Source organism: Streptomyces capoamus, from assembly GCF_014654935.1.
Lineage (GTDB): Bacteria > Actinomycetota > Actinomycetes > Streptomycetales > Streptomycetaceae > Streptomyces > Streptomyces capoamus.
In genome coordinates, this window is sequence record NZ_BNBF01000002.1 from 370,619 (window position 1) to 395,078 (window position 24,460).

A 24,460-nucleotide genomic window follows, 5' to 3' on the forward strand; every position below is an offset into this window, starting at 1 on the left:
CGGTCATGGTCACGGCGGCCATGACGGCGAGGACCACCATCGCGGCCCGGGAGGCCTCGAACAGCGGGAGGAGACGGGCGACGAAGTAGACACCGGCGGCGACCATCGTCGCGGCGTGGATCAGCGCCGAGACGGGCGTCGGACCCGCCATCGCGTCCGGGAGCCAGGTGTGCAGCGGGAACTGCGCCGACTTGCCCGCGACGCCCGCGAGCAGCAGCAGGGCGATCACGGTGGGGTGGCCGATGCCGCCGCTCGCTACGGCGCCGAGCACGCGGGTGATGCGGAACGACCCGGCGTCGGCGGCCAGCGCGAGCAGGCCGATGAGGAACGGCACGTCGCCGAGCTTGGTGACGAGGAAGGCCTTCAGGGAGGCGGCGCGGGCCTCGGGGGTCTCCCAGTAGTGGCCGACCAGGAAGTAGGAGCAGATGCCCATGAATTCCCAGCCGACCAGCAGCACGATCAGGTCGCCGGAGTAGACGACCAGGAGCATCGCGGAGGTGAACAGGGAGACGAGGGCGGCGTACGAGGGGTAGCGGGGGTCGTCCCGCAGGTAGCCGGTGGAGTAGATCTGCACGCAGGCCGCGACGAACGCGACCAGGACGGCGACGAGTGCGGCGAAGCCGTCGACGTGCAGGGCCAGTTCGATCGGCACCGAGCCGGTGGGCGTCAGCTCGGTGTGCGCGTCGACGGCCGTGCCGCCGCCCTGCCGTACGGCGACCAGGACGGCCAGCGCCAGGGAGGCCAGCGGCGGCAGCACGGCGAGCGGGCGGACGAATCCGGGGGCGGTGCGGCCGAGCAGCAGTCCGGCCGCGGCGCCGAGGAACGGCAGGAGGGGGACGAGGACGGCGAGGGTGGTCGTGGTCACGCGGTGGCCTCAGCCTTCTCGGCCGCGGGGGTGCCGGGGCCTTCGGTCTCGGGGCCCTCGGCGGTGTCGCGGAGTTTGTCGATGTCGGCGGTGCCGCGGTTGCGGTGGACGGCGAGCACGATCGCCAGGCCGATGCCGATCTCGGCGGCGGCGATGGCGATGGTGAACAGGGTCAGGGCCTGGCCGGAGTGCAGGGTGTCCTTCGCGGCGCGGCTCAGCCAGACGTCGAAGGCGACCAGGTTGAGGTTGACGGCGTTGAGCATCAGCTCGACCGACATCAGGACCAGGATCGCGTTGCGGCGGGCGAGGACGCCGTACAGGCCGGTGCAGAACAGGAGGGCGGAGAGGACGGCGGGGTAGGCGAGGTGCATCAGCGGGCGCCTTCCTTCCCGGGGACCGCGGGGGCGGCGTCGGCCTTGGCCTTGCGGGACAGGACGATCGCGCCGACCAGGGCGGCGAGCAGCAGCACGGACAGCGCCTCGAAGGGCAGCACCCAGTGCCGGAACAGGCTGGCGCCGGTGACCGCTGTGGAGCCGGCGGCCGGGCCGTCCAGGTCGATCCAGGTGGTCCGGAAGGCGTCGACGACCACCCACACCAGGGCGACCGCCGCGGCCACCGCGACGGCCAGGGCGGCCCAGCGGTTGCCGGAGTCGGCGTCCGGGGACCGGCCGATGGGGGCCCGGGTGAGCATCAGACCGAACAGCAGGAGGACGACGACGGAACCGACGTAGATCAGGACCTGCACCCAGGCGATGAACTCGGCCGTGAGCAGCAGGTACTCCACGGCGAGCCCGCCGAGCGCGACCACCAACCACAGGGCGGCGTGCACCAGCTGCCGGGTGGTGACGGTGACGAGCGCGGCGCCGAGGGTGACCAGGCCGACGAGCAGGAAGGCGATCTCGACGCCGGTCGGGGACAGGAAGCCGTGCGGGCCGGCGGCGGCCACGGCGGCCGTTGCTGCGGCGGCGGTCACGAGGTGCCCTCCTGCGGATCGGCGGGCTCGGCGGGCTCGGCCTGGGCCGCGGCCAGCTTCTCGGCGGTCTTGCGGGCGGCGGCGATCTCCTTGGGCTCCTCCGCGCCGGGGTCCAGGGCGGGCGGGGCCGGGACGGTCCACATCCACTCCCGGAGCTTGTCCCGCTCGTGGGTGAGGTCGCGGATGTCGGTCTCGGCGTACTCGAACTCCGGGGACCAGAACAGGGCGTCGAAAGGGCAGACCTCGATGCAGATACCGCAGTACATGCACAGCGAGAAGTCGATGGCGAACCGGTCGAGGACGTTGCGGCTGCGCTCGCGGCCGCCGGGGGCGGCGGGCGGGACCGTCTCCTTGTGGGAGTCGATGTAGATGCACCAGTCGGGGCACTCGCGGGCGCACAGCATGCAGACCGTGCAGTTCTCTTCGAACAGGCCGATCACGCCGCGGCTGCGGGGCGGCAGTTCGGGCAGGACGTCGGGGTACTGCTCGGTGACGTGCTTCCTCGTCATCGTGCGCAGGGTGACGGCCAGGCCCTTGGCGAGACCGCTGCCGGGGAAGCGGGAACGGGAGGGTGGGGACGGCACAGCCATGGTTAGCTGATCACCACCTTGACGATGCCGGTGAGGGCGATCTGGGCGAGGGACAGGGGGACGAGGAGGGTCCAGGAGAGCTTCTGGAGCTGGTCCTCGCGCAGCCGCGGGTAGGTCACGCGGAGCCAGATCACCAGGAACGCGAGGAGCGCGGTCTTCAGCAGGGTCCAGACCCAGCCGAGGCCGTCGGCGCCCCACGGGCCGTGCCAGCCGCCCAGGAAGAGGACGGTGGTCAGGCCGCACAGGACGACGATGCCGGCGTACTCGGCGAGCAGGAACAGGGCGAAGCGCAGACCGGTGTACTCGGTGTAGGCGCCGAAGATGATCTCCGAGTCGGCGACCGGCATGTCGAACGGCGGGCGTTGCAGCTCGGCGAGCCCGGCGACGAAGAACACGACCGCGCCGACGATCTGCCAGGGCACCCACCACCAGTGGAAGGAGTGCAGGATGCCGGGCAGGGAGACGGTGCCGGCCGCCATCGCGACCGAGGCCGCGGCCAGCAGCATCGGCAGTTCGTAGGCGAGCAGCTGGGCGGCCGTGCGCAGGCCGCCGAGCAGGGAGAACTTGTTGGCGCTGGCCCAGCCGGCCATCAGCGAGCCCAGCACGCCGACGCCCATCACCGCGAGCACGAAGAACACGCCGGCGTCCAGCACCTGGCCGACGGCTCCCTCACCCGGGCCGATGGGGATGGCGAGCAGGACGAGCAGGTACGGCAGCAGGGCCACGGCCGGGGCGAGCTGGAAGACGCGGCGGTCGGCACCCGCCGGGACCACGTCCTCCTTCTGCGCGAACTTCACTCCGTCCGCGATGAGCTGGGCCCAGCCGTGGAAGCCGCCGGCGTACATCGGGCCGAGGCGGCCCTGCATGTGCGCCATCACCTTGTGCTCGGTCTGGCCCACGATCAGCGGGAAGGTGAGGAAGACGACGAAGACGACCAGGAGTCGCAGGGCGACGTCCAGCGCGCCGTTCACTGCGGGCCTCCTGCGGGGTCGTCGGGGGTGCTGGGGGTGGCGGTGGTGGGGTGGTCGGTGCCCGGGTCCGGGTCCTCGGGGGCGGCGGGGCGCGGTTCGCGGACGGGTTCCTGTTCCGGCTCCGGTGACCGCTCCTCGGCGGACTGCGGCTCCGGCTGCGGTGCCCGCTCCTCGCCGGGCTGCGGCCCCGGCTCCGTCTCCGGCTCCGTGAACGCCGGGCGGGCGTGGTGCCACGGGGCGTCGGAGCTGCGCGGGGCGGTGCTGCGCCGGGCCGGACGGGCGGCGCCGGCCGGTCCCGCCGGTTGCGCGGGCTCCGCCGGTTGGGTCGGTTCGGCTGGTTTCGCCGGTCCAGCTGGTTCCGTCGAGGTCGGTTCCGGTGCCGCCTGCGTCCGCTGTGTGGCCGAGCCCTCCGCGGCGCTGCGTGCGCGGCGCGGCCGGGCGGGTGCGGGCGCCGGACCGGGCTCGTGCGCCACCGAGGCCTCGGCGGCCGGCCCTTCCGTCGGTCCCTGCGCCGCCGCCCGGGTGGCGTCGGCTTCGGTCGCGCGCTGCTTGCGGGTCGCCGCGTCCTCGGCACGGGCCGCGGCCTGGCTCGCCGAGCCCTCGCTCGCGCTGCGCGTCCGACGCGGCCGGACGGCAGCACCCGCATCGGCACCGGCACCGGCACCGGCACCGGCACCGGCCTCGCCCGTCGGCTGAGCGGTCTGGCCGACCGAGCCCTCCGCGGCCGAGCGGGTGCGCCGTACCGGGCGGTCGCCCGCCGCGCGGCCCGCCGCCCTGGCCGGGCGGGCCGGTGCAGGGGGGAGCTGGCCCTTCAGGGGCCCCCACTCGTTGGGGTCGGGTACGCCGGGCGGCAGCATCTGGCGGCGCTTGGGCGCGCCGTGCGCCGCACCCGCCGCGGGCTCCCCGGGTTCCTTGGCGCCCGGCCAGGCCTTGGCGACGCGGGCGGCGAGGACGAAGTCCTTGCGCAGCGGGTGCCCCTCGAAGTTCTCGGGGAGGAGGAGGTGCTGCAGACCGGGGTGGCCCTCGAAGACGACGCCGAACATCTCGTGGGTCTCGCGCTCGTGCCAGGCGGCGCCCGCGTAGACGCCCACGGCGGAGGGCAGGGAGGGGGCGTCGTGCGGGACCGTCGTACGCACCAGGAGGCGGCGGACCGGGTGCAGGGCGACGACGTGCGCGGCGACGCGGAAGCCGGTGCCCGGTTCGTCGACCGCGCTCAGCCAGTCGAAGTAGGTGCAGGACAGGGTCGTACGGGCCGTTTCCAGGGCGGTGAGCCAGGCGGACGGCGGTACGTCGACGGTGAGCACCTCGTAGGACTCCTCGGCGACCGCCTCCGGGCCGAAGAGTTCCGTCGCGGGGGCGGGCAGCCAGCCGACGGGCGTGCTCATCGCGTGCCTCCCTCACCGGCCGGGTCCGGCGGCTGCACCAGGGCGCTCTGCAGCGCGGCGGCGGACGGCCGGGCGGGCCCGTGGCCGTACCGCTCCCCCAGCGACTCGCGGGCGATCTTCTCCTGGAGCTTGAGGATGCCCTGGAGCAGTGCCTCGGGGCGGGGCGGGCAGCCGGGGACGTAGACGTCCACCGGGATGATCTGGTCGACGCCCTTGGTGACGGAGTAGGAGTCCCAGTAGGGGCCGCCGCAGTTGGAGCAGGCGCCGAAGGAGATGACGTACTTGGGCTCGGGCATCTGCTCGTACAGGCGCTTGACGGCCGGGGCCATCTTGTCCGTGACGGTGCCCGAGACCACCATCAGGTCGGCCTGGCGGGGGCCCGGCGCGAACGGGATCACACCGAGCCGGATGAAGTCGTGGCGGGCCATCGACGCGGCGATGAACTCGATCGCGCAGCAGGCGAGGCCGAAGTTGAACACCCAGAGCGAGTAGCGGCGGCCCCAGTTCAGGACCACCTTCATGGGCTCGGGCGCCAGCCGGGCGAGGGCGCCCAGCCGCTTCGGCTCCGGCAGCAGGACGGGCTCCGGCACCGGTGCGGAACCGGTCACCGGGGACCCGGGCACTGCGGAACCGGACCCTGCGGAACCGGGCACCGGGGATGCGGGCACTGAGGGGTTCACGTCCATGCCAGGACGCCCTTCTTGTATGCGTACAGCAGGCCCACGGCGAGGAAGCCGAGGAAGACGAACATCTCCACGAGGGTCGTCGCGCCGTAGCCGGGGGCGGCGAAGACCGTCGCCCAGGGGAACAGGAAGACCGAGTCGACCGCGAAGATCACGTATAGGAAGGCGTAGACGTAGTAGCGGACCTGGGTGTGGGCCCAGCCCTCGCCGACGGGGTCGACACCGCACTCGTAGGTCAGGAGTTTCTCCGGTGTCGGCACGACCGGGCGCAGCAGGCGGCCCGCGCCGAAGGCGACCGCGACGAACAGCACGCCGATGAGGGCGAGCAGCCCGACCACCGAGTAGGACCGGAAGTAGCCGGCCGCGACGACGTTCGCCGCGGCGAACGACGAGTCCCCCAACGTCTCCCGCACGGTCCGTCCCTCGCTCCCTGACCTCGTGACCTTCGTGAACAAGTGAACTCTGTGTCGCGACGCGATCAGAGGTTCTGTACGCACGGGAGTCTAGGCCCTGATAAAGAGCGGGTAAGCAGCCCGTCACACCGTGGGACGGCCTGGGCCCGCCGGGGTGGGGTTTTCCCCCGGCGGCTCGGGCAGGCGAACTGCATGGCGTCGAGGGGGCCGCGCACGGCACGCTGATCGGCATGACCGCTCCCCGCCCCGCCGCCGGCCTGCCCGACGGCACCGACGAACCCGACGGATCCGGCGCCCTGCACCGGCTGCCTCCGCCCCGGCCCGCCTACGACGCGCACACCTGGAAGGAGATCGGGCATCTCCTGCTGAACCTGCCGGTGGCGGTGTTCGGGTTCGTGTACGCGCTGACCGTGCTGGTGACCGGCGGCGCCCTGACCCTCACCGCGATCGGGCTCCCGCTGCTCGCGCTCAGCCTGCTGGGCGCCCGGCAGCTGGGCAAGCTGGAGCGGGCCCGGGCCCGGAAGCTGCTCGGGGTGCGGGTGGCGGAGCCGTCGCCGCTGCCGATCGCCAGGGGCGGCGGCGCGACCCAGCGGCTGTGGATGGCGCTGAAGGACCCGGTGGGCTGGCGGACCCTGCTGTACGACGCGATCCGGCTGCCCTGGGGCATCCTCACCTTCTGCACCGTGCTGGTCTCGCTGTTCGTGCTGTGGCCGGTGCTGCCGTACCTCGCGCGGGCCATGGCGAACCTGGACCGGGCGATGGTGCGCGGGCTGCTGTCACCCTCGGACGAGCTGGAGCGCCGTATCGCCGAACTGGAGTCCGACCGCGGGGTCGTGGTCGACACGGCCGCCGCCGACCTGCGGCGCATCGAGCGGGACCTGCACGACGGCGCCCAGGCCCGGCTGGTCAACCTGGCCATGGGGCTCGGCCTGGCCAAGGAGAAGCTGCTGGAGGACCCGGACACCGCGGCGGCGATGGTCGAGGAGGCGCACGGCGAGGTGAAGCTGGCCCTGCAGGAGCTGCGCGACCTCGCCCGGGGCATCCACCCGGCCGTGCTCACCGACCGCGGCCTGGACGCGGCACTGTCGTCGGTCGCCTCGCGCTGCACGGTGCCGGTGAAGGTGACCGTGGACCTGCCGGCCCGGCCCGCCGAGGCCATCGAGGGCATCGCCTACTTCACCGTCTCCGAACTGCTGCAGAACGTCAGCAAGCACAGCGGGGCCCGGGCCGCGGCGGTCGACGTGTGGCGGACCGCGGACCGGCTGATCCTCCAGGTGAGGGACGACGGCCGGGGCGGCGCCCGGCTCGACGGGGGCAGCGGCATGCGGGGACTGGCGGACCGGCTGGGCGCGGTGGACGGCCTGTTCGTGGTCGACTCCCCGGCCGGCGGCCCGACGGTGGTCACCGCGGAACTGCCGTGGCGGGACCGTACGCCCTGAACTCCGCCGGCGGCTAAACGGCCGGGGTGGGGAAAACCCCCCGCTGGAGACGCCGACGGACTCCATGTCGCCCGGGCGCGCGGCGGACCACCCTGGAGGTACGGCTGAACCGCCGCCAGGACGAGGGGAACGGGACGACACCGATGGCCACGGAGTACGGACAGGGGTACGCCCACCTGAGCGAGCCGCACCACCGGCTGCCCGCCGCCCTGCGGGCGCCCGTCGACGGACGGAGCCTGCGCGCGTTCGCGTACGTGCTGCTGGGCCTGCCGATCGCGATCGTGCTGTTCACGTGGACGGTGACGATGGTCGCGCTGGGCGCGGGCCTGCTGGTGACCTTCCTCGGGGTCCCGGTACTGGCGGCGGCGCTGGCCGGCTGCCGGGGCTTCGGTGTGCTGGAGCGCGCGCGGGCGCGAGGGCTGCTCGGCCTGGAGGTGGCCGACCCGGAGCCGCTGCGGCCGCGCGCGCCGGGCCCGATGGCCTGGACGGTCGCGGTCCTCAAGAGCGGCGCCTCCTGGCGGCACGCGCTGTACGCGCTGGTGCAGTTCCCCTGGGCGGTGTTCTCCTTCTCGGTCGCTCTGACCTTCTTCACCTGCGGCTGGGCACTGCTGACGTACCCGTTGTGGTTCTGGGTGTTCCCGGCGTACGCCGGCCAGGGCGGCATCCAGCTGTACGGCGACGCCCACCACAGCGTGTATCTCGACAACCCGTTCGAGATCGGCGTGACCGCGCTGGTCGGTCTGGTGTTCACGCTGGTCACGCCGTGGCTCGTGCGGGCCCTGACCACCGTGGACGGGCTGCTGGTGCGGGGGCTGCTCGGACCGTCCCCGCTGTCGGCGCGGGTCGTGGAGCTGGAGTCGGACCGCGGGGCCGTGGTCGACACGGCCGCCGCCGACCTGCGGCGCATCGAGCGGGACCTGCACGACGGGGCGCAGGCCCGGCTGGTCGGCCTGGCGATGGACCTGGGGCTGGCCAGGGAGAAGCTGCGGGAGGACCCCGAGGCGGCGGCGCAGATGGTGGAGGACGCGCACGGTGAGGTGAAGACGGCCCTGCAGGAGCTGCGCGACCTCGCCCGGGGCATCCACCCGGCCGTGCTCACCGACCGCGGCCTGGACGCGGCCCTGTCGTCGGTCGCCTCCCGCTGCCCGGTGCCGGTGCGGGTGGAGGTCGACCTGCCGGCCCGGCCGGCGCCGGCCATCGAGGGCATCGCCTACTTCACCGTCTCCGAACTGCTGCAGAACATCGGCAAGCACAGCCGGGCCCGGTCGGCCGCGGTGGACGTCTGGCGCTCCGCGGACCGGCTGATGCTCCAGGTGACCGACGACGGCGTGGGCGGCGCCGACGCCTCCCGGGGCTCCGGGCTGGCCGGGCTGGCCGCGCGCCTGGACGCGGTGGACGGCGTCCTGCTGGTGGACTCCCCGGCGGGCGGCCCCACCCGGGTGATCGCGGAACTGCCCTGGCGCGGCTGAGCCGCGCGCTGTTCCCGGGTACGGCGGAGATGCAGGCACCCCTTTGCGGTGCCGGCTCCAGCCGGTGCGGCCTACGATGCCGGCTCTTCCCGGTGCGGCCGTGATCTCTTCCCGGTGCGGCCGTGATCGCGTCGCGCCGTCCCCGTACCAGTCGCGCCGTCCCCGTACCACCGGTACCTACCCTCCCCCGTACCCCCGCCGAGATCCACTCTCTCCCCCGGTCCGGCGGCGGTCCGGCACGAATCCTGGAATGCTGGTCCTCCGGGGAACGGCACGGACGGGTGCCGTCGCACAGACGGGGGCGCGGGGCAGTGGGGGGCCGGACGATCGTGGAGGACAGGGTGCGGGTGGTCATCGCCGAGGATTCCGTGCTGCTCAGGGAGGGCCTGACCCGGCTGCTGACCGACCGGGGGCACGAGGTGGTGGCCGGTGTCGGCGACGCGGACGCGCTGGTGAAGACCATCTCCGAGCTGGCCGATCAGGGCGCGCTGCCCGACGTGGTGGTGGCGGATGTACGGATGCCGCCGACCCACACGGACGAGGGCGTCCGGGCGGCCGTACTGCTGCGCCGGCTGCACCCGGGGCTCGGGGTGCTGGTGCTGTCGCAGTACGTGGAGGAGCGGTACGCCACCGAGCTGCTGGCCGGATCCAGCCGGGGCGTCGGCTACCTGCTCAAGGACCGGGTCGCGGACGTGCGGGAGTTTGTGGACGCGGTGGTCCGGGTCGCCGGGGGCGGTACGGCGCTGGACCCGGAGGTGGTCGCCCAGCTGCTCGGCCGCAGTCGCAAGCAGGACGTGCTGACGGGGCTGACGCCCCGCGAGCGCGAGGTGCTCGGGCTGATGGCGGAGGGCCGGACCAACTCGGCGATCGCGCGGCAGCTGGTGGTCAGCGACGGCGCCGTCGAGAAGCACGTCAGCAACATCTTCCTGAAGCTCGGCCTCGCTCCGAGCGACGGCGACCACCGGCGGGTACTGGCCGTCCTGACCTACCTGAACTCCTGAGGCGCCGGACCGGCCGGGCGTGGCGGCCCCGACGCCGTACGGCGGCCGTGGCGGAGAAGCTCGAAACGCGCGGGGAGCGCCTTGACCGGCGCTCCGGCGATGCGGGACATCATGTGAACGCAGCGCGACAGGCCGTCCCGAAATCGTCCAATCCACGGATGACCTCGGGAAGGCGACCCTAACCGACGTAGGGTTGATCCTGGGATGGTCCGTGGGACGACCAACCCCGGACAGCCGCCTCGAAGGAGGTCCAGTTCAGTGACCAGCCAGGTCAGCAGCCCAGCGGAGCAGACCGACGGAACCGTCGTGGGAGAGCAGCGCAAACCGGGCGGCGCGAAGGACGTGCGGCGCCTGGACCGGGTGATCATCCGGTTCGCGGGGGACTCGGGTGACGGCATGCAGCTCACCGGGGACCGGTTCACCTCGGAGACCGCTTCGTTCGGCAACGACCTCTCCACCCTGCCGAACTTCCCCGCCGAGATCCGTGCCCCCGCAGGCACCCTGCCGGGTGTCTCGTCCTTTCAGCTCCACTTCGCCGACCACGACATCCTCACCCCGGGTGACGCGCCGAACGTCCTGGTCGCGATGAACCCGGCCGCTCTGAAGGCCAACATCGGCGACCTTCCGCGCGGCGCCGAGATCATCGTCAACACCGACGAGTTCACCAAGCGCGCCCTGCAGAAGGTCGGCTACGCCGGCGACCCGCTCCAGGACGGCTCGCTCGACGGCTACAGCCTCCATCCGGTGCCGCTGACCACGCTCACCGTGGAGGCGCTGAAGGAGTTCGACCTCTCCCGCAAGGAGGCCGAGCGCAGCAAGAACATGTTCGCGCTGGGCCTGCTGAGCTGGATGTACCACCGGCCCACCGCGGGCACCGAGAAGTTCCTCAGATCGAAGTTCGCCAAGAAGCCGGAGATCGCCGAGGCCAACATCGCGGCGTTCCGCGCCGGCTGGAACTTCGGCGAGACGACGGAGGACTTCGCCGTCTCCTACGAGGTCGCGCCCGCCGCCACGGCCTTCCCGGTGGGCACCTACCGGAACATCTCCGGCAACCTCGCCCTGGCCTACGGCCTGATCACCGCGTCCCGGCAGGCGGACCTGCCGCTGTTCCTGGGGTCGTACCCGATCACGCCGGCGTCGGACATCCTGCACGAGCTGAGCCGGCACAAGAACTTCGGCGTGCGCACCTTCCAGGCCGAGGACGAGATCGCCGGCATCGGCGCGGCGCTGGGCGCGGCGTTCGGCGGCTCGCTGGCGGTGACCACGACGAGCGGTCCCGGTGTCGCCCTGAAGAGCGAGACGATCGGCCTCGCGGTCTCGCTGGAGCTGCCTCTGCTGGTGGTGGACATCCAGCGCGGCGGCCCCTCGACCGGTCTGCCGACCAAGACCGAGCAGGCCGACCTGCTGCAGGCGATGTACGGCCGCAACGGCGAGGCGCCGGTCCCGGTGGTCGCCCCGCGCACCCCGGCCGACTGCTTCGACGCCGCTCTGGAGGCGGCCCGGATCGCGCTGGCCTACCGCACGCCGGTGATGCTGCTGTCGGACGGCTACCTGGCCAACGGCTCCGAGCCGTGGCGCATCTCCGACCTGGACGAGCTGCCCGACCTGCGGGTGCGGTTCGCCTCCGGCCCCAACCACACGCTGGAGGACGGCACCGAGGTCTTCTGGCCGTACAAGCGGGACCCCCGGACCCTGGCCCGGCCGTGGGCGGTTCCCGGCACGCCCGGCCTGGAGCACCGCATCGGCGGCATCGAGAAGCAGGACGGCACGGGCAACATCTCCTACGACCCGGCCAACCACGACTTCATGGTCCGCACCCGGCAGGCCAAGGTCGACGGCATCGACGTCCCCGACGTGGAGGTGGACGACCCGCACGGCGCGCGGATGCTGGTCCTCGGCTGGGGCTCGACCTACGGCCCGATCACGGCGGCGGTACGGCGGCTGCGCGCGGCCGGCGAGGCCATCGCCCAGGTCCACCTGCGCCACCTGAACCCCTTCCCGCGCAACCTCGGCACGGTCCTGAAGGGCTACGACAAGGTGGTGATCCCCGAGATGAACCTGGGGCAGCTCGCCACCCTCGTCCGGGCGAAGTACCTGGTCGACGCCCACTCCTACAACCAGGTCAACGGCATGCCGTTCAAGGCGGAACAGCTCGCCGCGGCGCTGAAGGAGGCCATCGATGAGTGACGCCACCAACGGGCTGCTGCAGCTGGTCCCCAAGGCCGAGGCCAAGCAGTCGATGAAGGACTTCAAGTCGGACCAGGAGGTGCGCTGGTGCCCGGGCTGCGGTGACTACGCCATCCTCGCGGCCGTGCAGGGCTTCATGCCGGAGCTGGGCCTCGCGCGGGAGAACATCGTGTTCGTCTCCGGCATCGGCTGCTCCTCCCGCTTCCCGTACTACATGAACACCTACGGGATGCACTCCATCCACGGCCGCGCCCCCGCCATCGCGACGGGACTGGCCGCCTCCCGCCGGGACCTGAGCGTGTGGGTCGTCACCGGTGACGGTGACGCGCTGTCCATCGGCGGCAACCACCTGATCCACGCCCTGCGCCGCAACGTCAACCTCAAGATCCTGCTCTTCAACAACCGGATCTACGGCCTGACCAAGGGCCAGTACTCGCCGACCTCCGAGGTCGGCAAGATCACCAAGTCGACGCCGATGGGCTCGCTGGACGCGCCGTTCAACCCGGTGTCCCTGGCGATCGGCGCGGAGGCCTCCTTCGTGGCACGCACGATCGACTCCGACCGCAAGCACCTGACCGAGGTGCTGCGCGCCGCCGCCGACCACCCGGGGACGGCACTGGTCGAGATCTACCAGAACTGCAACATCTTCAACGACGGCGCGTTCGACGCCCTGAAGGACAAGCAGCGCTCCGAGGAGGCACTGATCCGGCTGGAGCACGGGCAACCGGTCCGCTTCGGAACGGACGGGGCGAGAGGCGTCGTCCGCGACCGGCGGACCGGCGACCTGAAGGTGGTGACCGTGACCCCGGAGAACGAGGCGGACGTCCTGGTGCACGACGCCCGTTCCGCGTCCCCGACCACGGCCTTCGCCCTCTCCCGGCTCGCCGACCCGGACACCCTGCACCACACCCCGATCGGGGTGTTCCGCTCGGTCGAGCGGCCGGTGTACGACGTGCAGATGGCCGAGCAGCTCGACGCCGCCGTCGAGCAGAAGGGCAAGGGCGACCTGGCCGCGCTGCTGGCGGGCGGGGACACCTGGACGGTCGTCGGCTAGTCCGCTGCCGCCTGTGATCACGAGGCCCGGGACCGCGCGTCCCGGGCCTCGTCGTATGCCCGGCGGGCCTCGAGTACGTCGTCCATGCGCTGCTCGGTCCACTGCGCCAGTGCCCGCACCTGTTGCGCCGCCTCGCGGCCCAGCCCGGTCAGGGAGTAGTCGACGCGCGGCGGGATGACCGGCTTGGCGTCCCGGTGGACCAGGCCGTCGCGCTCCAGCGTCTGGAGGGTCTGCGTGAGCATCTTCTCGCTGACGCGGCCGATCGCCCGGCGCAGTTCGCTGAAGCGGTACGGCCGGTCGAGGAGCCGGATCAGCACCAGCACGCCCCAACGGCTGGTGACGTGCTCCATGACGAGGCGGTACGGGCACAGCACTTCGGCGTCCGCCCCCTGCTTGCTTACTGACATGACAGTACCTTACTTCAAAGTGGGTACTTTCGTTCAGTTAGCGCACTCCCTAGGGTGAGTGACGTACCCACCGAGAAGGAGTCCCCCACCATGAGCATCGTCGTCACCGGAGCCACCGGACACCTCGGCCGCCACGTCGTGGAGCAGCTGCTGGAGAAGGTCCCGGCGGAGCAGATCACCGCCGTCGTGCGCGACGCGGCGAAGGCCGCCGGCCTCGCCGCCCGCGGGGTGAAGCTGGCCGTCGCCGACTACAACGCCCCCGAGACCTTCGACGGCGTGTTCGCCGCCGGCGACAAGGTGCTGCTGATCTCGGGCAACGAGTTCGACAAGGGCCGGGTGGGCCAGCACACCGTCGTCATTGAGGCGGCCAAGGCGGCCGGCGTGGCGCTGCTCGCCTACACCAGCGCCCCGGGCAGCCTGACGGCCGCGCTGGCGGACGACCACCGGGCGACCGAGCAGGTGCTGCTCGCCTCCGGTCTGCCCTACAGCCTGCTGCGCAACGGCTGGTACCACGAGAACTACACGGAGAACCTCGCGCCGGTGCTGGAGCACGGCGCGGTCGTCCAGGCCGCCGGCGACGGCCGGGTGTCCTCGGCCTCCCGTGCCGACTATGCCGCCGCCGCGGTCGCGGTGCTGACCGGCGAGGGCCACGAGAACACCACGTACGAGCTGGGCGGCGACGAGGCGTGGAGCTTCGCCGAGTACGCGGCCGAGCTCAGCCGGCAGACCGGCAGGGAGATCGTCTACAACGCGGTGTCGGTGGAGGCCCTCACCGGCATCCTGACCGGCGCCGGGCTGCCCGCGCCGCTGGCCGGGATCCTGGCCGGCGTGGACGCCTCGATCGCGCGCGGCGAACTGGTCGTCTCCTCCGGCGACCTGTCCCGGCTGACCGGCCGCCCGACCACGCCGCTGGCGGAGGCCGTCACGGCCGCGCTGAAGGGCTGACACGCGCACGGCCCGGCTGTCATGACCGTATGGCGATACGGGCATGACAGCCGTGGGTCCGCGGCGTTACCTTCGTCTCCGTGCGTCCAGCGAGGACGCGCGAGAGACAGAAGGAGGGGCCGTGGCCGGGACGTCCGACGGTGAGCACCGCACAGGCCTGCTGAACGGCTTCGCCGCGTACGGGATGTGGGGCCTGGTCCCCCTTTTCTGGCCGTTGCTCAAGCCCGCCGGCGCCGTCGAGATACTGGCCCACCGCATGGTGTGGTCCCTGGTGTTCGTCGCCGTCGCCCTGCTCCTGATACGGCGCTGGGCCTGGGCGGGAGAGCTGCTGCGCCGGCCCCGCCGGCTCGCACTCGTCGCCGTGGCGGCCGCCGTCATCACCGTGAACTGGGGCGTCTACATCTGGGCGGTGAACTCCGGACACGTCGTCGAGGCCTCGCTGGGCTACTTCATCAACCCGCTGGTCACCATCGCGATGGGCGTACTGATCCTGAAGGAACGGCTGCGGCCCGTGCAGTGGGCGGCGGTCGGGATCGGGCTCGCGGCCGTCCTCGTACTGACCGCCGGCTACGGCCGCCCGCCGTGGATCTCCCTCTGCCTCGCCTTCTCCTTCGCCGTCTACGGGCTGGTCAAGAAGAAGGTCGACCTCGGCGGCGTCGAATCACTGGCCGCCGAGACCGCGATCCAGTTCCTGCCGGCTCTCGGCTACCTGCTGTGGCTGAGCGCCCACGGCGAGGCCAGCTTCGTGAGCGGCGGCGCCGGACACGCGGCCCTGCTCGCCTCCACCGGCCTCGTCACGGCCCTGCCCCTGGTCTGCTTCGGCGCGGCGGCGATCCGCGTGCCACTGTCCACCCTGGGCCTGCTGCAGTACCTGGCCCCGCTCTTCCAGTTCCTGCTCGGCATCTTCTACTTCCACGAGGCCATGCCGCCCGAGCGGTGGGCCGGGTTCGGACTGGTCTGGCTGGCGCTGATGCTGCTCACGGCCGACGCGCTGCGGTGGGCCCGACGCCCGGCACGGCTCCGCGTACCGACCGCCCGCCCGGCCGAGACACCGTCGTCGGCCCGGGCGGACGCCTGACGGCGGCAGGGTCCTGACCGGGCTCGGATCCTGACCGGGCTCGGCTGCCGAGAGGGCTCGGGTGCCGAGAGGGGTCCTGACCCGAGTGGGCCCCGTCCGGACTGAGGTCCGACCCGAGCGGGCGGAGTGAGCCCTTCCGGCGGGGGCTCCGGCTATAAGTGGGACGCATGACCACACAGGCACCCGCCCCGCTGCACTGGAAGCTCGTCATCGACGCCGCCGACCCGCACACACAGGCCGACTTCTGGGCCGCCGCGCTGCACTACACCGCCGAGGACAACAGCGCCCTCGTCGAACGGCTGCTGTCCGCCGGTGCGCTGCCCGGCGAGGCCACCGTCGAGTACCACGGGCGGCCGGCCTTCCGTGATCTGATCGCCGTACGGCACCCCGACGACCCGTACGACCCCGAGACCGGCACCGGGCTCGGACGACGGCTGCTGTTCCAGCGGGTGCCCGAGCCGAAGACCGGGAAGAACCGGCTCCACCTCGACCTCCACCCCGGCCCCGAGCGACGCGCGGAGGAAGTGGCGCGCCTGCGGGCGCTGGGCGCGCGGGTGCTGCGGGAGGTGAAGGAGCCCGCGGGTCAGTGGGTGCTGATGGCCGACCCGGAGGACAACGAGTTCTGCGTGCAGTAGGCCCGACTCCCGCGCGCCGGACCGCTCACGCCCGCGCCGCCGCCTTGGCCGCCCGGTCGGTCAGACGGACCATGCGGGCACGGGCGGACTCCAGCGGGCGGGGGTCGTCCGCGGCGGGGCCCGGCTCGGCGCTCAGGTCCGTCCACAGGTCGATGAGGTCGCGGCCGAGCCTCAACCCCTCCTCGGGGTCGCGCACCGCTCGCCACGCGGTGGCCGCGCTCTGCAGGTTGCCGTAGGCGGCCTCCCCGTCCCGGGCCTGGCGGCGCAGCCGGGCGAGGTCCAGGGACAGCCGGAAGGCGCGGACCACGTCACCGGCCAGGTAGGCGATGTAGGCGGACAGTTCGCGCAGGTGCAGCACTTCGGCGTGGTCCGGGCCGAACACGGCGGACGCCTCCGCGAGGGTTCGGTCGGCCAGTTCCGCCGCCGCTTCGATACGGCCCGCGCGGACGGCCTCGTTGATCTCGGCCATCGGCTCGCTCAGCAGCTCCGCGCCCTCGGCGGTCTCGGTCAGCGGACCGTCCCCGAGCACCTCCTCGGCGACCGCGTCGAAGCCACGGGCCGGGGTCGGGGTGGCGGTATCGGCGGGGGCCGTCAGGTCCGACCGGAGCGCGGCGAGAGACGCCGACGACACGCCGGTGCCCGGGACACGGACAGCCGGGGGCCGGCCGGCGGGAGCAGGCACGGCCGGAGCCGGCGTTGCCGAGGCCGGCGTTGTGGAGGCCGGCGTTGTGGAGGCCGGCGCGTCCATGGTGGGCCCCGTCATCACAGGGGCCGGTCCGAACTGCCCGGACGGGGTCTGCGCGGTACCCGGAGCCGTGGCCCCCGGCTTCCGGTCCGGCGCGACCTCCGGCTTCCGGTCCGGCGCTGCCAGTCGCGCCGGCTCCCCCGTCATCCGGCTGGAGCCGTCCGCCGCGACCTCCAGGGGGACGACACAGCCCGCGCGGTCGTCGTGGATGGTCGCCCGTACGGGCGTACCGAGGCTGATGGCAAGGCGCTGGAGGTGGTTGAGGACGGCCTGCTGGATCTCCTCGCCCGGCGCCGCCTCGACCGGCGTCCCGCCCACCGACGCGGAGCCCGTGCCGAACACCCGCACGGGCACCGCCGCCGGGTGCTCCACGGGCTGCGGTGCCCGCTTCTTCTTGAAGCTGAGTCCAGCCATCGGTGTTCCTCACTCCCCCGGCGTCGCGATCCGGTCGTACGCGTCCTCCCCACCAGTGTGTCCGCTCCGCCGGGATTACACGTCACCGCGACGTCACAGCCTCGCACCAGCCGTACCCTGAGCCCCCTGGCGCGAAGTGCTTGCGCATGCATAAGATGCATGCACCTTAAACAGTGGACGACTCGCACCTGGGGGACCCCGTGAACCGCCGCTTCCTCTTCGTCCTGGGCAGCGCCCGCCCGGACGGCAACACCGAACTGCTGGCCCGCGCGGCCGCCGAGCAGTTGCCCGCGCAGACCGAGCAGCGGTGGATCCGCCTCGTCGACCACCCGCTTCCCGACTTCGTGGACCTGCGCCACGACAGCGACTACGTGCGGCCGCCGTCGGACACCCCCACCGGTTCGCTCCTGGACGCCACGCTCGCGGCGACGGACATCGTGATCGCCTCGCCGCTGTACTGGTACTCGGTCTCCAGCCTCACCAAGCGCTACCTGGACCACTGGTCGGGCTGGCTGCGCACCCCGGGCACCGACTTCAAGGCCACGATGGCCGGCCGCACCCTCTGGGGCGTGGCAGCGCTGGCCGACTCCGAGCCGTCCGTCGCCGATCCGTACGTGGGGACCCTGAACAACTCCGCCGCCTACCTGAAGATGCGCTTCGGCGGGGTCCTGCTGGGCAACGGCAGCGCGCCCGGCGACGTACTCCAGGACACCGCGGCGCTGGCCCGCGCCAAGACGTTCTTCGCGCGGGAGGCGCCCCTGGCGCACTTCCCGTACGAGACCGCCCAGGGCTAGGCGTTGATGTCCTTCGCCGTGAACCGCGCCCAGGCCGCCGAACCGAACACGGCCGCGTACAGCGCCTGGAGGCCCAGATTGTTCATCAGGTCGTCCCAGTAGACGGGGTCGCGCATCAGGTCCGCGAAGGACAGCCAGTAGTGCGGGAACAGGTAGGGCTGCAGCGCGTGCAGCTGGGGTATCTGGTCGACGATCTGCACGGTGATGAGCAGTCCGACCGTGGTCGCCATCGCCGCGATGCCGCTGTTGGTGAGCGTCGACACGAACAGGCCGAGGGCCGCCACACCGACCAGTGAGGCCGCGACGACCAGGGCGATCAGCAGCGCGCGGCCCAGCTCCTCGGCGAGGCCGATCCGGGTGCCGGAGATGGTCGTCAACTCGCCCATGGGGAAGAGCAGCGCGCCGACCAGCAGCGCCGAGACGGTGACGACCAGGGTGGCCAGCAGACAGAAGGCCAGCACGGTCGCGTACTTGACGAGCAGCAGCCGGGTGCGGCCGGCCGGGGCGACCAGCAGATAGCGCAGGGTGCCCGCGCCCGCCTCCCCGGCGATCGCGTCGCCCGCGACGACGCCGACCGCCATCGGCAGGAAGAACGGCAGGGTCGCGGCGAGCGCCGTGAACACCAGGAACAGCCCGTTGTTGGTGATCTGCGTGATGAACGCCGGCCCCTCGCCGTTCCCGCCGACCGTCCCGCCGCCCCGTGTCTCGATCCGCACCGCGATCCCGACCAGCACCGGCACCGCGGCCAGCACACCGAGCAGGGCGAGCGTGCGCCAGCGGCGGACGGTGGTGAGCAGCTCGCTGCGCAGCAGTCCGAGGGACCACAGCGGGTGGGGCCGGCGCCCGGCGCCCGTCCGGAGCACGTCAGCCCGCGACATCGAAGCCCTCCCCCGTCAGCGCCACGAACGCGTCCTCCAGCGAGGCCCGTTCGAGTGTCAGGCCGCGGACGCGGACGCCCGCGGTGACCAGGGCCGCGGTCACCTCGGCGAGGTCCCGCTCGGGCGGCTCGCCGGTGACCCGGTCGCCGTCGGCGGTCACGTCCCCGACGCCCAGTTCCTTCAGCACGCGGGCCGCCTCGGCGCCGTCGGGGGTGGTCACCACCAGCCGGCCGCGTGCCCCTGCCGCCAGCTCGGCCACCGCACCCTGGGTGACGAGCCGGCCCCGCGCCATGACCGCCGCGTGCGTGCAGACCTGCTCGATCTCGTCCAGGAGGTGGGAGGAGAGGAAGACCGTCGTACCGTCGCCGGCCAACTCCCTGATGAGCGTGCGGATCTCCCGCATGCCCTGCGGGTCGAGGCCGTTGGTGGGCTCGTCCAGGACGAGCAGTCTGCGCGGCTGGAGCAGCGCGGCGGCCAGTCCCAGGCGCTGTTTCATGCCGAGCGAGTACGCCTTCGCCTTCTTGCCGGCGGCGGCCGCCAGGCCGACCCGGTCCAGTGCCGCGGCGACCCGGGCGCGCCGGGTGCGCGGGTCGGCGGCCGGGTCGGCGGCGTCGTAGCGCAGCAGGTTGTCCCGGCCGGAGAGGAAGCCGTACAGGGCGGGGCCCTCGATGAGCGCGCCGACCTGCGGCAGGACCGTGCGGGCCGCCCGGGGCATGGGGCGGCCGAGCACTCTGGCCGAGCCCGCGGTCGGCTCGATCAGGCCCATCAGCATGCGGATCGTGGTGGTCTTGCCCGAGCCGTTCGGGCCGAGGAAGCCGAAGACGCTGCCCGCCGGGACGGTCAGGTCGAGACCGTCCACGGCGAGCTGTCCGCCGCGGTAGCGCTTGGTGAGTCCGCGCGTGTCGATCACGGGTGGTTCGTCCATCGGCTCCCCCTCGATCCGTGCTCCCGTGAAGGGTCAACGTGCGGTCACCCTCCGTAGTGCCCGGGAGGGGTCACTTTCCCGCGTCGGCCGCCTTCACCAGGGCGTCCTTGGTCACCGCGCCGGCGTACACCTTGCCGTCGTCGGTGATCAGGGCGTTGACCAGGCGGGTGGAGAAGACCGTGCCCTTGCCGAACTTCCCGGTCACCTTCTCGCCGAGCGAGCCGAGGAAGCCGCCGAGGTCGCCGCCCCGCGAGCCGGTGGGCAGGCCGCCCTTGGCGCCGGTGTCGAAGGTGGCGACGGACGTCCAGCCCTTGCCGAGGACCTTCGGTCCGCCCTTGCCCTCCAGGCCCCCGGCGAGGCCGCCGCCGTGCTCGCGGGTGTGCTCGGGCGCCCGGGCCGCGTCCTTCTCCTCGGTGACCTTCGCGCCCTTGGGCGGGGTGAAGTCGAAGGTGGAGGCGGCCGGCCTGGCGAAGGAGACCTGGGTGAAGCCGGCGTCGAACACGGCGGCGCCGCCGCTCTTCGGCGTCAGCGTGAACTTCAGCGGCAGGCCCGTCTTCGCGTCGACGGCGATGCTGATCGCGCCGACCGTGGTGCCGGACTGCCTGGGCTGGATGAGCAGCTTGTAGGCGTCGCGCCCGGCGACGTGCGCGGTGCCGTCGACGGTGACGGACGTGGTGTCGTCCACCGACTTCAGGGCCTCGTCGGCGAAGTCCTTGGGCGTGGCCGGCGGTTCGGCCCGCTCCTTGCCGGAGCCGGCCGCGGTGGAGTGGTGGACCTGGTTGCTCTTGCTGTCGTAGCCCCAGACGTCCTTGCCGTCGTGGATCAGGCTGTACTCGGCGCCGCTCTCCAGGAGGGACAGTTTCTGCCGGTCGGGGCCGTCGGCGGCGACGCGCAGGGTGTGCGTGCCGGAGGCCAGTTCGGTGAGCTTGGCCTGCGGGTCGGCGGCGGAGTCGTCACCGGATCCGCCCCGGTCCGCGCCGGACAGCAGGCCCTTCTCCAGGCCGCCGAGGTCGGGCAGGCCGAGGTCGGTGGTGACCTTCACGGTGCCGGACAGCTGCTGCACGTCGGACTTGGCGATCTTGTTGATGAGCTGCTGCGCGCTGATCTTCGGCAGGTCGGGGTCGCCCGAGTCGGCGAGCGCCGGGACCAGCCCGATCGTGGCCGCCGCCACCCCCACCACCGCGACCGGGACGGCGTACCGGGCGGCCTTGCGGCGGCCGGAGGGCGGGTTCTCGTCCTGCGCGGAGCCCACTGCGTCGTCGGATTCGTACGGTGCCATGTGTGCCTTACCTCCGTCGTCGGCGGCGGCTGTCCTCACGCTGGGCCACTGGTCCGCTGGTCCACCTGAGCCGCCATTCTCACCCGAATCGGTGAGGAGTGGTGATTTCCGTGGTTTCCATCTGACCAAATCGGCCGCGCCGAAGCGTCAGACCTCGGAGCCAACTCCGTGTACGACTGCGGTATGACACACGGCGGCGGTATCTCCCCCCGACCCGTAGGGGTCGTACCCGGACCGCCCGTCCGTACGGGGTCCGGCCGCGTCAGCCGGCGCGGTGCACGACCGCGTCGCACAGCTCCATCAGTGCCGCCTTGGCGTCGCACTCGCGCAGCGGGGCCAGCGCGGCCCGCGCCTCCTTCGCGTACCGCACGGTGTCCCGGCGGGCCTGCTCCAGCGCGGGGTGCGCGCGCAGGGCGGTCAGCGCCTCGGCGTGCCGGGCGTCGTCGCTGAGGTCGGAGTCCAGCAGCTCGCACAGCGCGACGTCCTCGGGCAGGCCCAGCCGGGCGGCGCGCTCGCGCAGGCGGAGCACCGGCAGGGTGGGGATGCCCTCGCGCAGGTCGGTGCCAGGCGTCTTGCCGGACTCGTGGGAGTCGGAGGCGATGTCCAGGACGTCGTCCGCGAGCTGGAAGGCGACCCCGAGCCGTTCGCCGTACTGGGTGAGCACGTCGACGACCGTCTCGTCGGCGCCGGACATCATCGCGCCGAACCGGCACGACACGGCCACCAGGGAGCCCGTCTTGCCGCCGAGCACGTCCAGGTAGTGATCGACCGGGTCGCGGCCGTCCGAGGGGCCCGCGGTCTCCAGGATCTGGCCGGTGACCAGCCGCTCGAACGCCAGGGCCTGCACCCGGACCGCCTCGGGGCCGAGGTCGGCGAGGATCTGGGAGGCGCGGGCGAACAGGAAGTCGCCGGTGAGGACCGCGACGGAGTTGCCCCAGCGGGTGTTGGCGCTGTCCACGCCCCGCCGCACGGCCGCCTCGTCCATGACGTCGTCGTGGTACAGCGTGGCCAGGTGGGTCAGCTCCACCACCACGGCCGACGGCACCACACCGGGCGCGTAGGGGTCGCCGAACTGGGCCGCGAGCATCACGAGGAGTGGCCGGAAACGCTTGCCCCCGGCCCGTACGAGGTGCTGCGCGGCCTCCGTGATGAACGGGACCTCGCTCTTGGTGGCCTCGAGCAAGCCTTCCTCGACAGCCGTCAATCCGGCCTGGACATCGGCTTCCAGAGCCTGGTCCCGCACGCTCAGCCCGAACGGCCCGACGACGGTCACGAGGGGTCTCCTGTCTGCTGGTGTCTGCTGGCGATTACACGGTTTGTCGATAGGTCGCTGCCCTCACTCAAGTCAGCGTATCCGGTCCCTGTTCGATCACCGATAGCGCCCACCGGTCCAGCCCGGGCGGTACCGGGCCACGCCCGGCGTGGCGTTGATCACACGATCAGAACGGACATTTATCGACTTAACAGTAATTCGGGCACATTAGGGCGACCCTGGCGTCCCTTTTTCGCCACCCTCTTCCGCGGCTCGGCCGCCATGACAACGACACGCACCGCACCCCCGGTTCCACCACCACTCCGACTTCCCGCCATAATCCCCCGAATCCCCCATGTCTGATTTGAAGCAGTTTGCTATTTCGTGAATTGGCTCACGTCACCCGGGTGCCCGCCCCACCCCCGGGGAGCCCCGACTCTCCTTGCCGCGTCGGCGAGTTGAGGATTGGCGAATGCAAAGGATCAAGACCGTCATATCCCGTTGATCAAGGTCAAATCGCCCGTTGTACGAATCCGGTACTTGTTCCCGACATGTGCTCTCGCATACGTTCCGGGCCGTCGGGCGGACGCCGAATCCTGCCGCCGCCCGCGTAACCCATCGACGAACTCATTCGTACGGCAGGAGCGGGGGAACCCAGGTAAGTCGCCGATCCGGACGGCACACGCCGCACCGGAACGGCTCGGGGTTAAGCCGTGCCTCTCCCAGGGCACGGCCGGGCACCTCCCCGCCCGAACCCGACAGCTCACCTCGCAGGCGCCGGAGAGGAACACCCCCATGCCTGCTGCCGCTCAGCCCCGCCGTCCCCGCAACAGCCGCCTCGTCCGCGCCCTCGTCGCCGCCGGCACCGGCGCCGCCGTGCTCGCCCTGCCGCTCATCGGCGCGACCAGCGCCTCCGCCGCGACCAGCTCCACCCCCACGGCCGGCACCACCCTCGCCGGATACCCGAACAACCTGGACGGCTGGATCCGCGAATCCCTCGCGATCATGGCCGAGAAGCACATCCCGGGCACCTACAACGGCATCTACCGCAACATCATCCGTGAGTCCTCGGGCAACCCGAACGCCATCAACCTCTGGGACTCCAACGCCGCCAAGGGCATCCCGTCCAAGGGCCTGCTCCAGGTGATCGACCCGACGTTCAACGCGTACCACGTCGCCGGAACGTCCTTCAACATCTACGACCCGGTCGCCAACATCACCGCCGCCTGCAACTACGCGGCCGCGCGGTACGGGTCGATCGACAACGTGTTCGGCGCGTACTGACCGCCTGCCCGGCCGGCGCCACCCGTGTCCCGGTCAGCCGGCCGGGAAGAGTCGCTCGAGGACGACGGCGACCCCGTCGTCCTCGTTCGACGACGTGACCTCGTCGGCCACCGCCTTCAGTTCGGGGTGCGCGCCGGCCATGGCGACTCCGCGCGCGGCCCACTCGAACATCGGGATGTCGTTGGGCATGTCACCGAAGGCGAGGGCGCGGTCGGCGCCGATCCCCAGCCGCTCGGCGGCCAGCGCCAGCCCGGTCGCCTTCGTCACCCCGCTCGGCTGGAGCTCCACGGTGCCCGGCCCCGACATGGTGACCGTCGCCAGTGAGCCCACCACCGCGCGCGCCACCGCCGCCAACTCGTCGTCAGACAGGGTGGCGTGCCGCAGCAGCACCTTGCTGATGGGCTCCGCCCACAGGTCGTCGCGCCGGCCTACACGCACGGCGGGCAGCGTCGGGTGCGGCATCCGGTAGCCGGGCTCGACGAGCGTGAGCCCGTCGGCGCCGTCCTGGTCCACCGCCGCGTAGACCTGCCCCACCTCCGCCTCGATCTTGCCGAGCGCGGTCTCGGCCAGCTCCCGGTCCAGCCGCACCGACCACAGCAGACGGTCTCCGCCGGCGTCGTAGACCTGTGCCCCCTGCGCGCACACCGCGAGTCCCGCGCTGCCGAGGTCCGCGAGCAGCGGCCGTACCCGCGGCGCCGGGCGGCCCGTCACCACCAGGTGCCGGGCACCGGCCCACGCCACCCGCGCGAGCGCGGCGAGCGACCGGTCGGAGACGCTGTCGTCACCGCGCAGCA

At 72.4% G+C, this 24,460-nt stretch carries 25 protein-coding genes and 1 riboswitch; of the genes, 10 read left to right on the plus strand and 15 right to left on the minus strand.

Annotated elements, in window-relative coordinates; genetic code table 11:
* The 8 genes from IE312_RS38885 to IE312_RS05240 all read right to left on the minus strand — a co-directional run.
* Positions 1-865 (minus strand): NADH-quinone oxidoreductase subunit 5 family protein (locus IE312_RS38885; protein ID WP_268254286.1); only part of this gene is annotated, 865 nt, incomplete at its 3' end.
* Positions 862-1,236: an NADH-quinone oxidoreductase subunit NuoK gene (nuoK, locus tag IE312_RS05210; protein WP_189978753.1), complete on the minus strand. Its 375-nt coding sequence runs from the start codon at positions 1,234-1,236 to the stop codon at positions 862-864. The genes nuoK and IE312_RS38885, both read right to left, overlap by 4 nt.
* On the minus strand, positions 1,236-1,838 hold the full coding sequence (locus IE312_RS05215) for an NADH-quinone oxidoreductase subunit J family protein (RefSeq protein WP_189978756.1): 603 nt from the start codon (positions 1,836-1,838) through the stop codon (positions 1,236-1,238). The genes nuoK and IE312_RS05215 overlap by 1 nt, the downstream gene beginning before the upstream one ends.
* Entirely contained in the window at positions 1,835-2,428 is a 594-nt protein-coding gene (locus IE312_RS05220; protein WP_189978758.1) for a NuoI/complex I 23 kDa subunit family protein, read from the minus strand. The genes IE312_RS05215 and IE312_RS05220 overlap by 4 nt, the downstream gene beginning before the upstream one ends.
* 2 nt (positions 2,429-2,430) lie before the next feature.
* The gene (locus IE312_RS05225) at positions 2,431-3,399 is read right to left on the minus strand and encodes a complex I subunit 1/NuoH family protein (protein WP_189978762.1); all 969 of its coding nucleotides are present in this window, start codon (positions 3,397-3,399) and stop codon (positions 2,431-2,433) included.
* Positions 3,396-4,784, minus strand: coding sequence for an NADH-quinone oxidoreductase subunit C (locus IE312_RS05230; RefSeq protein ID WP_189978764.1), 1,389 nt, complete (start codon positions 4,782-4,784; stop codon positions 3,396-3,398). Before IE312_RS05230 ends, IE312_RS05225 begins: the two co-directional genes overlap by 4 nt.
* Complete coding sequence (locus IE312_RS05235; RefSeq protein WP_189978766.1) at positions 4,781-5,470, minus strand: NADH-quinone oxidoreductase subunit B; 690 nt, start codon at positions 5,468-5,470, stop codon at positions 4,781-4,783. The genes IE312_RS05230 and IE312_RS05235 overlap by 4 nt, the downstream gene beginning before the upstream one ends.
* Positions 5,461-5,880 carry an NADH-quinone oxidoreductase subunit A gene (locus IE312_RS05240; protein ID WP_030345327.1) on the minus strand — a complete coding sequence of 140 codons (420 nt, stop codon included), beginning with the start codon at positions 5,878-5,880 and terminating at the stop codon, positions 5,461-5,463. The genes IE312_RS05235 and IE312_RS05240 overlap by 10 nt, the downstream gene beginning before the upstream one ends.
* 230 nt (positions 5,881-6,110) lie before the next feature.
* Between IE312_RS05240 and IE312_RS05245 the strand changes: the two genes are divergently transcribed.
* The 5 genes from IE312_RS05245 (at position 6,111) to IE312_RS05265 (ending at position 13,030) form a co-directional block, all read left to right on the plus strand.
* Complete coding sequence (locus tag IE312_RS05245) at positions 6,111-7,319, plus strand: sensor histidine kinase (RefSeq protein ID WP_189978768.1); 1,209 nt, start codon at positions 6,111-6,113, stop codon at positions 7,317-7,319.
* Positions 7,320-7,462: 143 nt separating this feature from the next.
* Complete coding sequence (locus IE312_RS05250) at positions 7,463-8,788, plus strand: sensor histidine kinase (protein WP_189978771.1); 1,326 nt, start codon at positions 7,463-7,465, stop codon at positions 8,786-8,788.
* Between the two features lie 329 nt (positions 8,789-9,117).
* Positions 9,118-9,789, plus strand: coding sequence for a response regulator transcription factor (locus IE312_RS05255; RefSeq protein ID WP_189978773.1), 672 nt, complete (start codon positions 9,118-9,120; stop codon positions 9,787-9,789).
* Between the two features lie 258 nt (positions 9,790-10,047).
* The gene (locus IE312_RS05260) at positions 10,048-11,976 is read left to right on the plus strand and encodes a 2-oxoacid:acceptor oxidoreductase subunit alpha (protein WP_189978775.1); all 1,929 of its coding nucleotides are present in this window, start codon (positions 10,048-10,050) and stop codon (positions 11,974-11,976) included.
* A complete protein-coding gene (locus tag IE312_RS05265; protein WP_189978776.1) occupies positions 11,969-13,030 on the plus strand; it encodes a 2-oxoacid:ferredoxin oxidoreductase subunit beta in 1,062 nt (353 codons plus the stop codon). Before IE312_RS05260 ends, IE312_RS05265 begins: the two co-directional genes overlap by 8 nt.
* A gap of 17 nt (positions 13,031-13,047) precedes the next feature.
* On the opposite strand, the gene IE312_RS05270 is transcribed toward IE312_RS05265, so the two are convergent.
* Complete coding sequence (locus IE312_RS05270; protein WP_189978778.1) at positions 13,048-13,437, minus strand: winged helix-turn-helix transcriptional regulator; 390 nt, start codon at positions 13,435-13,437, stop codon at positions 13,048-13,050.
* Positions 13,438-13,527: 90 nt separating this feature from the next.
* On the opposite strand from IE312_RS05270, the gene IE312_RS05275 reads away from it, so the two are divergent.
* From IE312_RS05275 to IE312_RS05285, 3 genes are all read left to right on the plus strand, one after another.
* Positions 13,528-14,382, plus strand: coding sequence for an SDR family oxidoreductase (locus tag IE312_RS05275; protein WP_189978779.1), 855 nt, complete (start codon positions 13,528-13,530; stop codon positions 14,380-14,382).
* Between the two features lie 121 nt (positions 14,383-14,503).
* Positions 14,504-15,460 (plus strand): EamA family transporter RarD, encoded by a 957-nt coding sequence (gene rarD / locus IE312_RS05280; RefSeq protein WP_189978780.1) that lies wholly within the window; start codon positions 14,504-14,506, stop codon positions 15,458-15,460.
* A gap of 167 nt (positions 15,461-15,627) precedes the next feature.
* A complete protein-coding gene (locus IE312_RS05285; RefSeq protein ID WP_189978781.1) occupies positions 15,628-16,095 on the plus strand; it encodes a VOC family protein in 468 nt (155 codons plus the stop codon).
* Positions 16,096-16,120: 25 nt separating this feature from the next.
* On the opposite strand, the gene IE312_RS05290 is transcribed toward IE312_RS05285, so the two are convergent.
* Positions 16,121-17,254 carry a hypothetical protein gene (locus IE312_RS05290; protein WP_189978782.1) on the minus strand — a complete coding sequence of 378 codons (1,134 nt, stop codon included), beginning with the start codon at positions 17,252-17,254 and terminating at the stop codon, positions 16,121-16,123.
* A 200-nt stretch (positions 17,255-17,454) separates the two neighbouring features.
* On the opposite strand from IE312_RS05290, the gene IE312_RS05295 reads away from it, so the two are divergent.
* Entirely contained in the window at positions 17,455-18,048 is a 594-nt protein-coding gene (locus tag IE312_RS05295; RefSeq protein ID WP_189978993.1) for a flavodoxin family protein, read from the plus strand.
* Here IE312_RS05295 and IE312_RS05300 read toward each other — a convergent pair.
* The 4 genes from IE312_RS05300 to IE312_RS05315 all read right to left on the minus strand — a co-directional run bounded on the left by IE312_RS05300 (position 18,045) and on the right by IE312_RS05315 (position 22,403).
* Positions 18,045-18,926, minus strand: a complete 882-nt coding sequence (locus tag IE312_RS05300; protein WP_189978783.1) for an ABC transporter permease — start codon at positions 18,924-18,926, stop codon at positions 18,045-18,047. The two genes, IE312_RS05295 and IE312_RS05300, sit on opposite strands and share 4 nt — an antisense overlap.
* Complete coding sequence (locus tag IE312_RS05305; protein WP_189978784.1) at positions 18,913-19,851, minus strand: ABC transporter ATP-binding protein; 939 nt, start codon at positions 19,849-19,851, stop codon at positions 18,913-18,915. The genes IE312_RS05300 and IE312_RS05305 overlap by 14 nt, the downstream gene beginning before the upstream one ends.
* A gap of 70 nt (positions 19,852-19,921) precedes the next feature.
* On the minus strand, positions 19,922-21,130 hold the full coding sequence (locus IE312_RS05310) for a LolA family protein (RefSeq protein WP_189978785.1): 1,209 nt from the start codon (positions 21,128-21,130) through the stop codon (positions 19,922-19,924).
* A 262-nt stretch (positions 21,131-21,392) separates the two neighbouring features.
* Entirely contained in the window at positions 21,393-22,403 is a 1,011-nt protein-coding gene (locus IE312_RS05315) for a polyprenyl synthetase family protein (protein WP_189978787.1), read from the minus strand.
* A 588-nt stretch (positions 22,404-22,991) separates the two neighbouring features.
* A riboswitch (cyclic di-AMP (ydaO/yuaA leader) is annotated at positions 22,992-23,172 on the plus strand.
* 5 nt (positions 23,173-23,177) lie between these two features.
* On the opposite strand from IE312_RS05315, the gene IE312_RS05320 reads away from it, so the two are divergent.
* Complete coding sequence (locus IE312_RS05320) at positions 23,178-23,666, plus strand: transglycosylase SLT domain-containing protein (protein WP_189978789.1); 489 nt, start codon at positions 23,178-23,180, stop codon at positions 23,664-23,666.
* A gap of 33 nt (positions 23,667-23,699) precedes the next feature.
* Here IE312_RS05320 and IE312_RS05325 read toward each other — a convergent pair.
* Positions 23,700-24,460, minus strand: a 761-nt coding sequence (locus tag IE312_RS05325; protein ID WP_229899089.1) for an HAD family hydrolase, incomplete at its 5' end; no start/stop codon positions are given.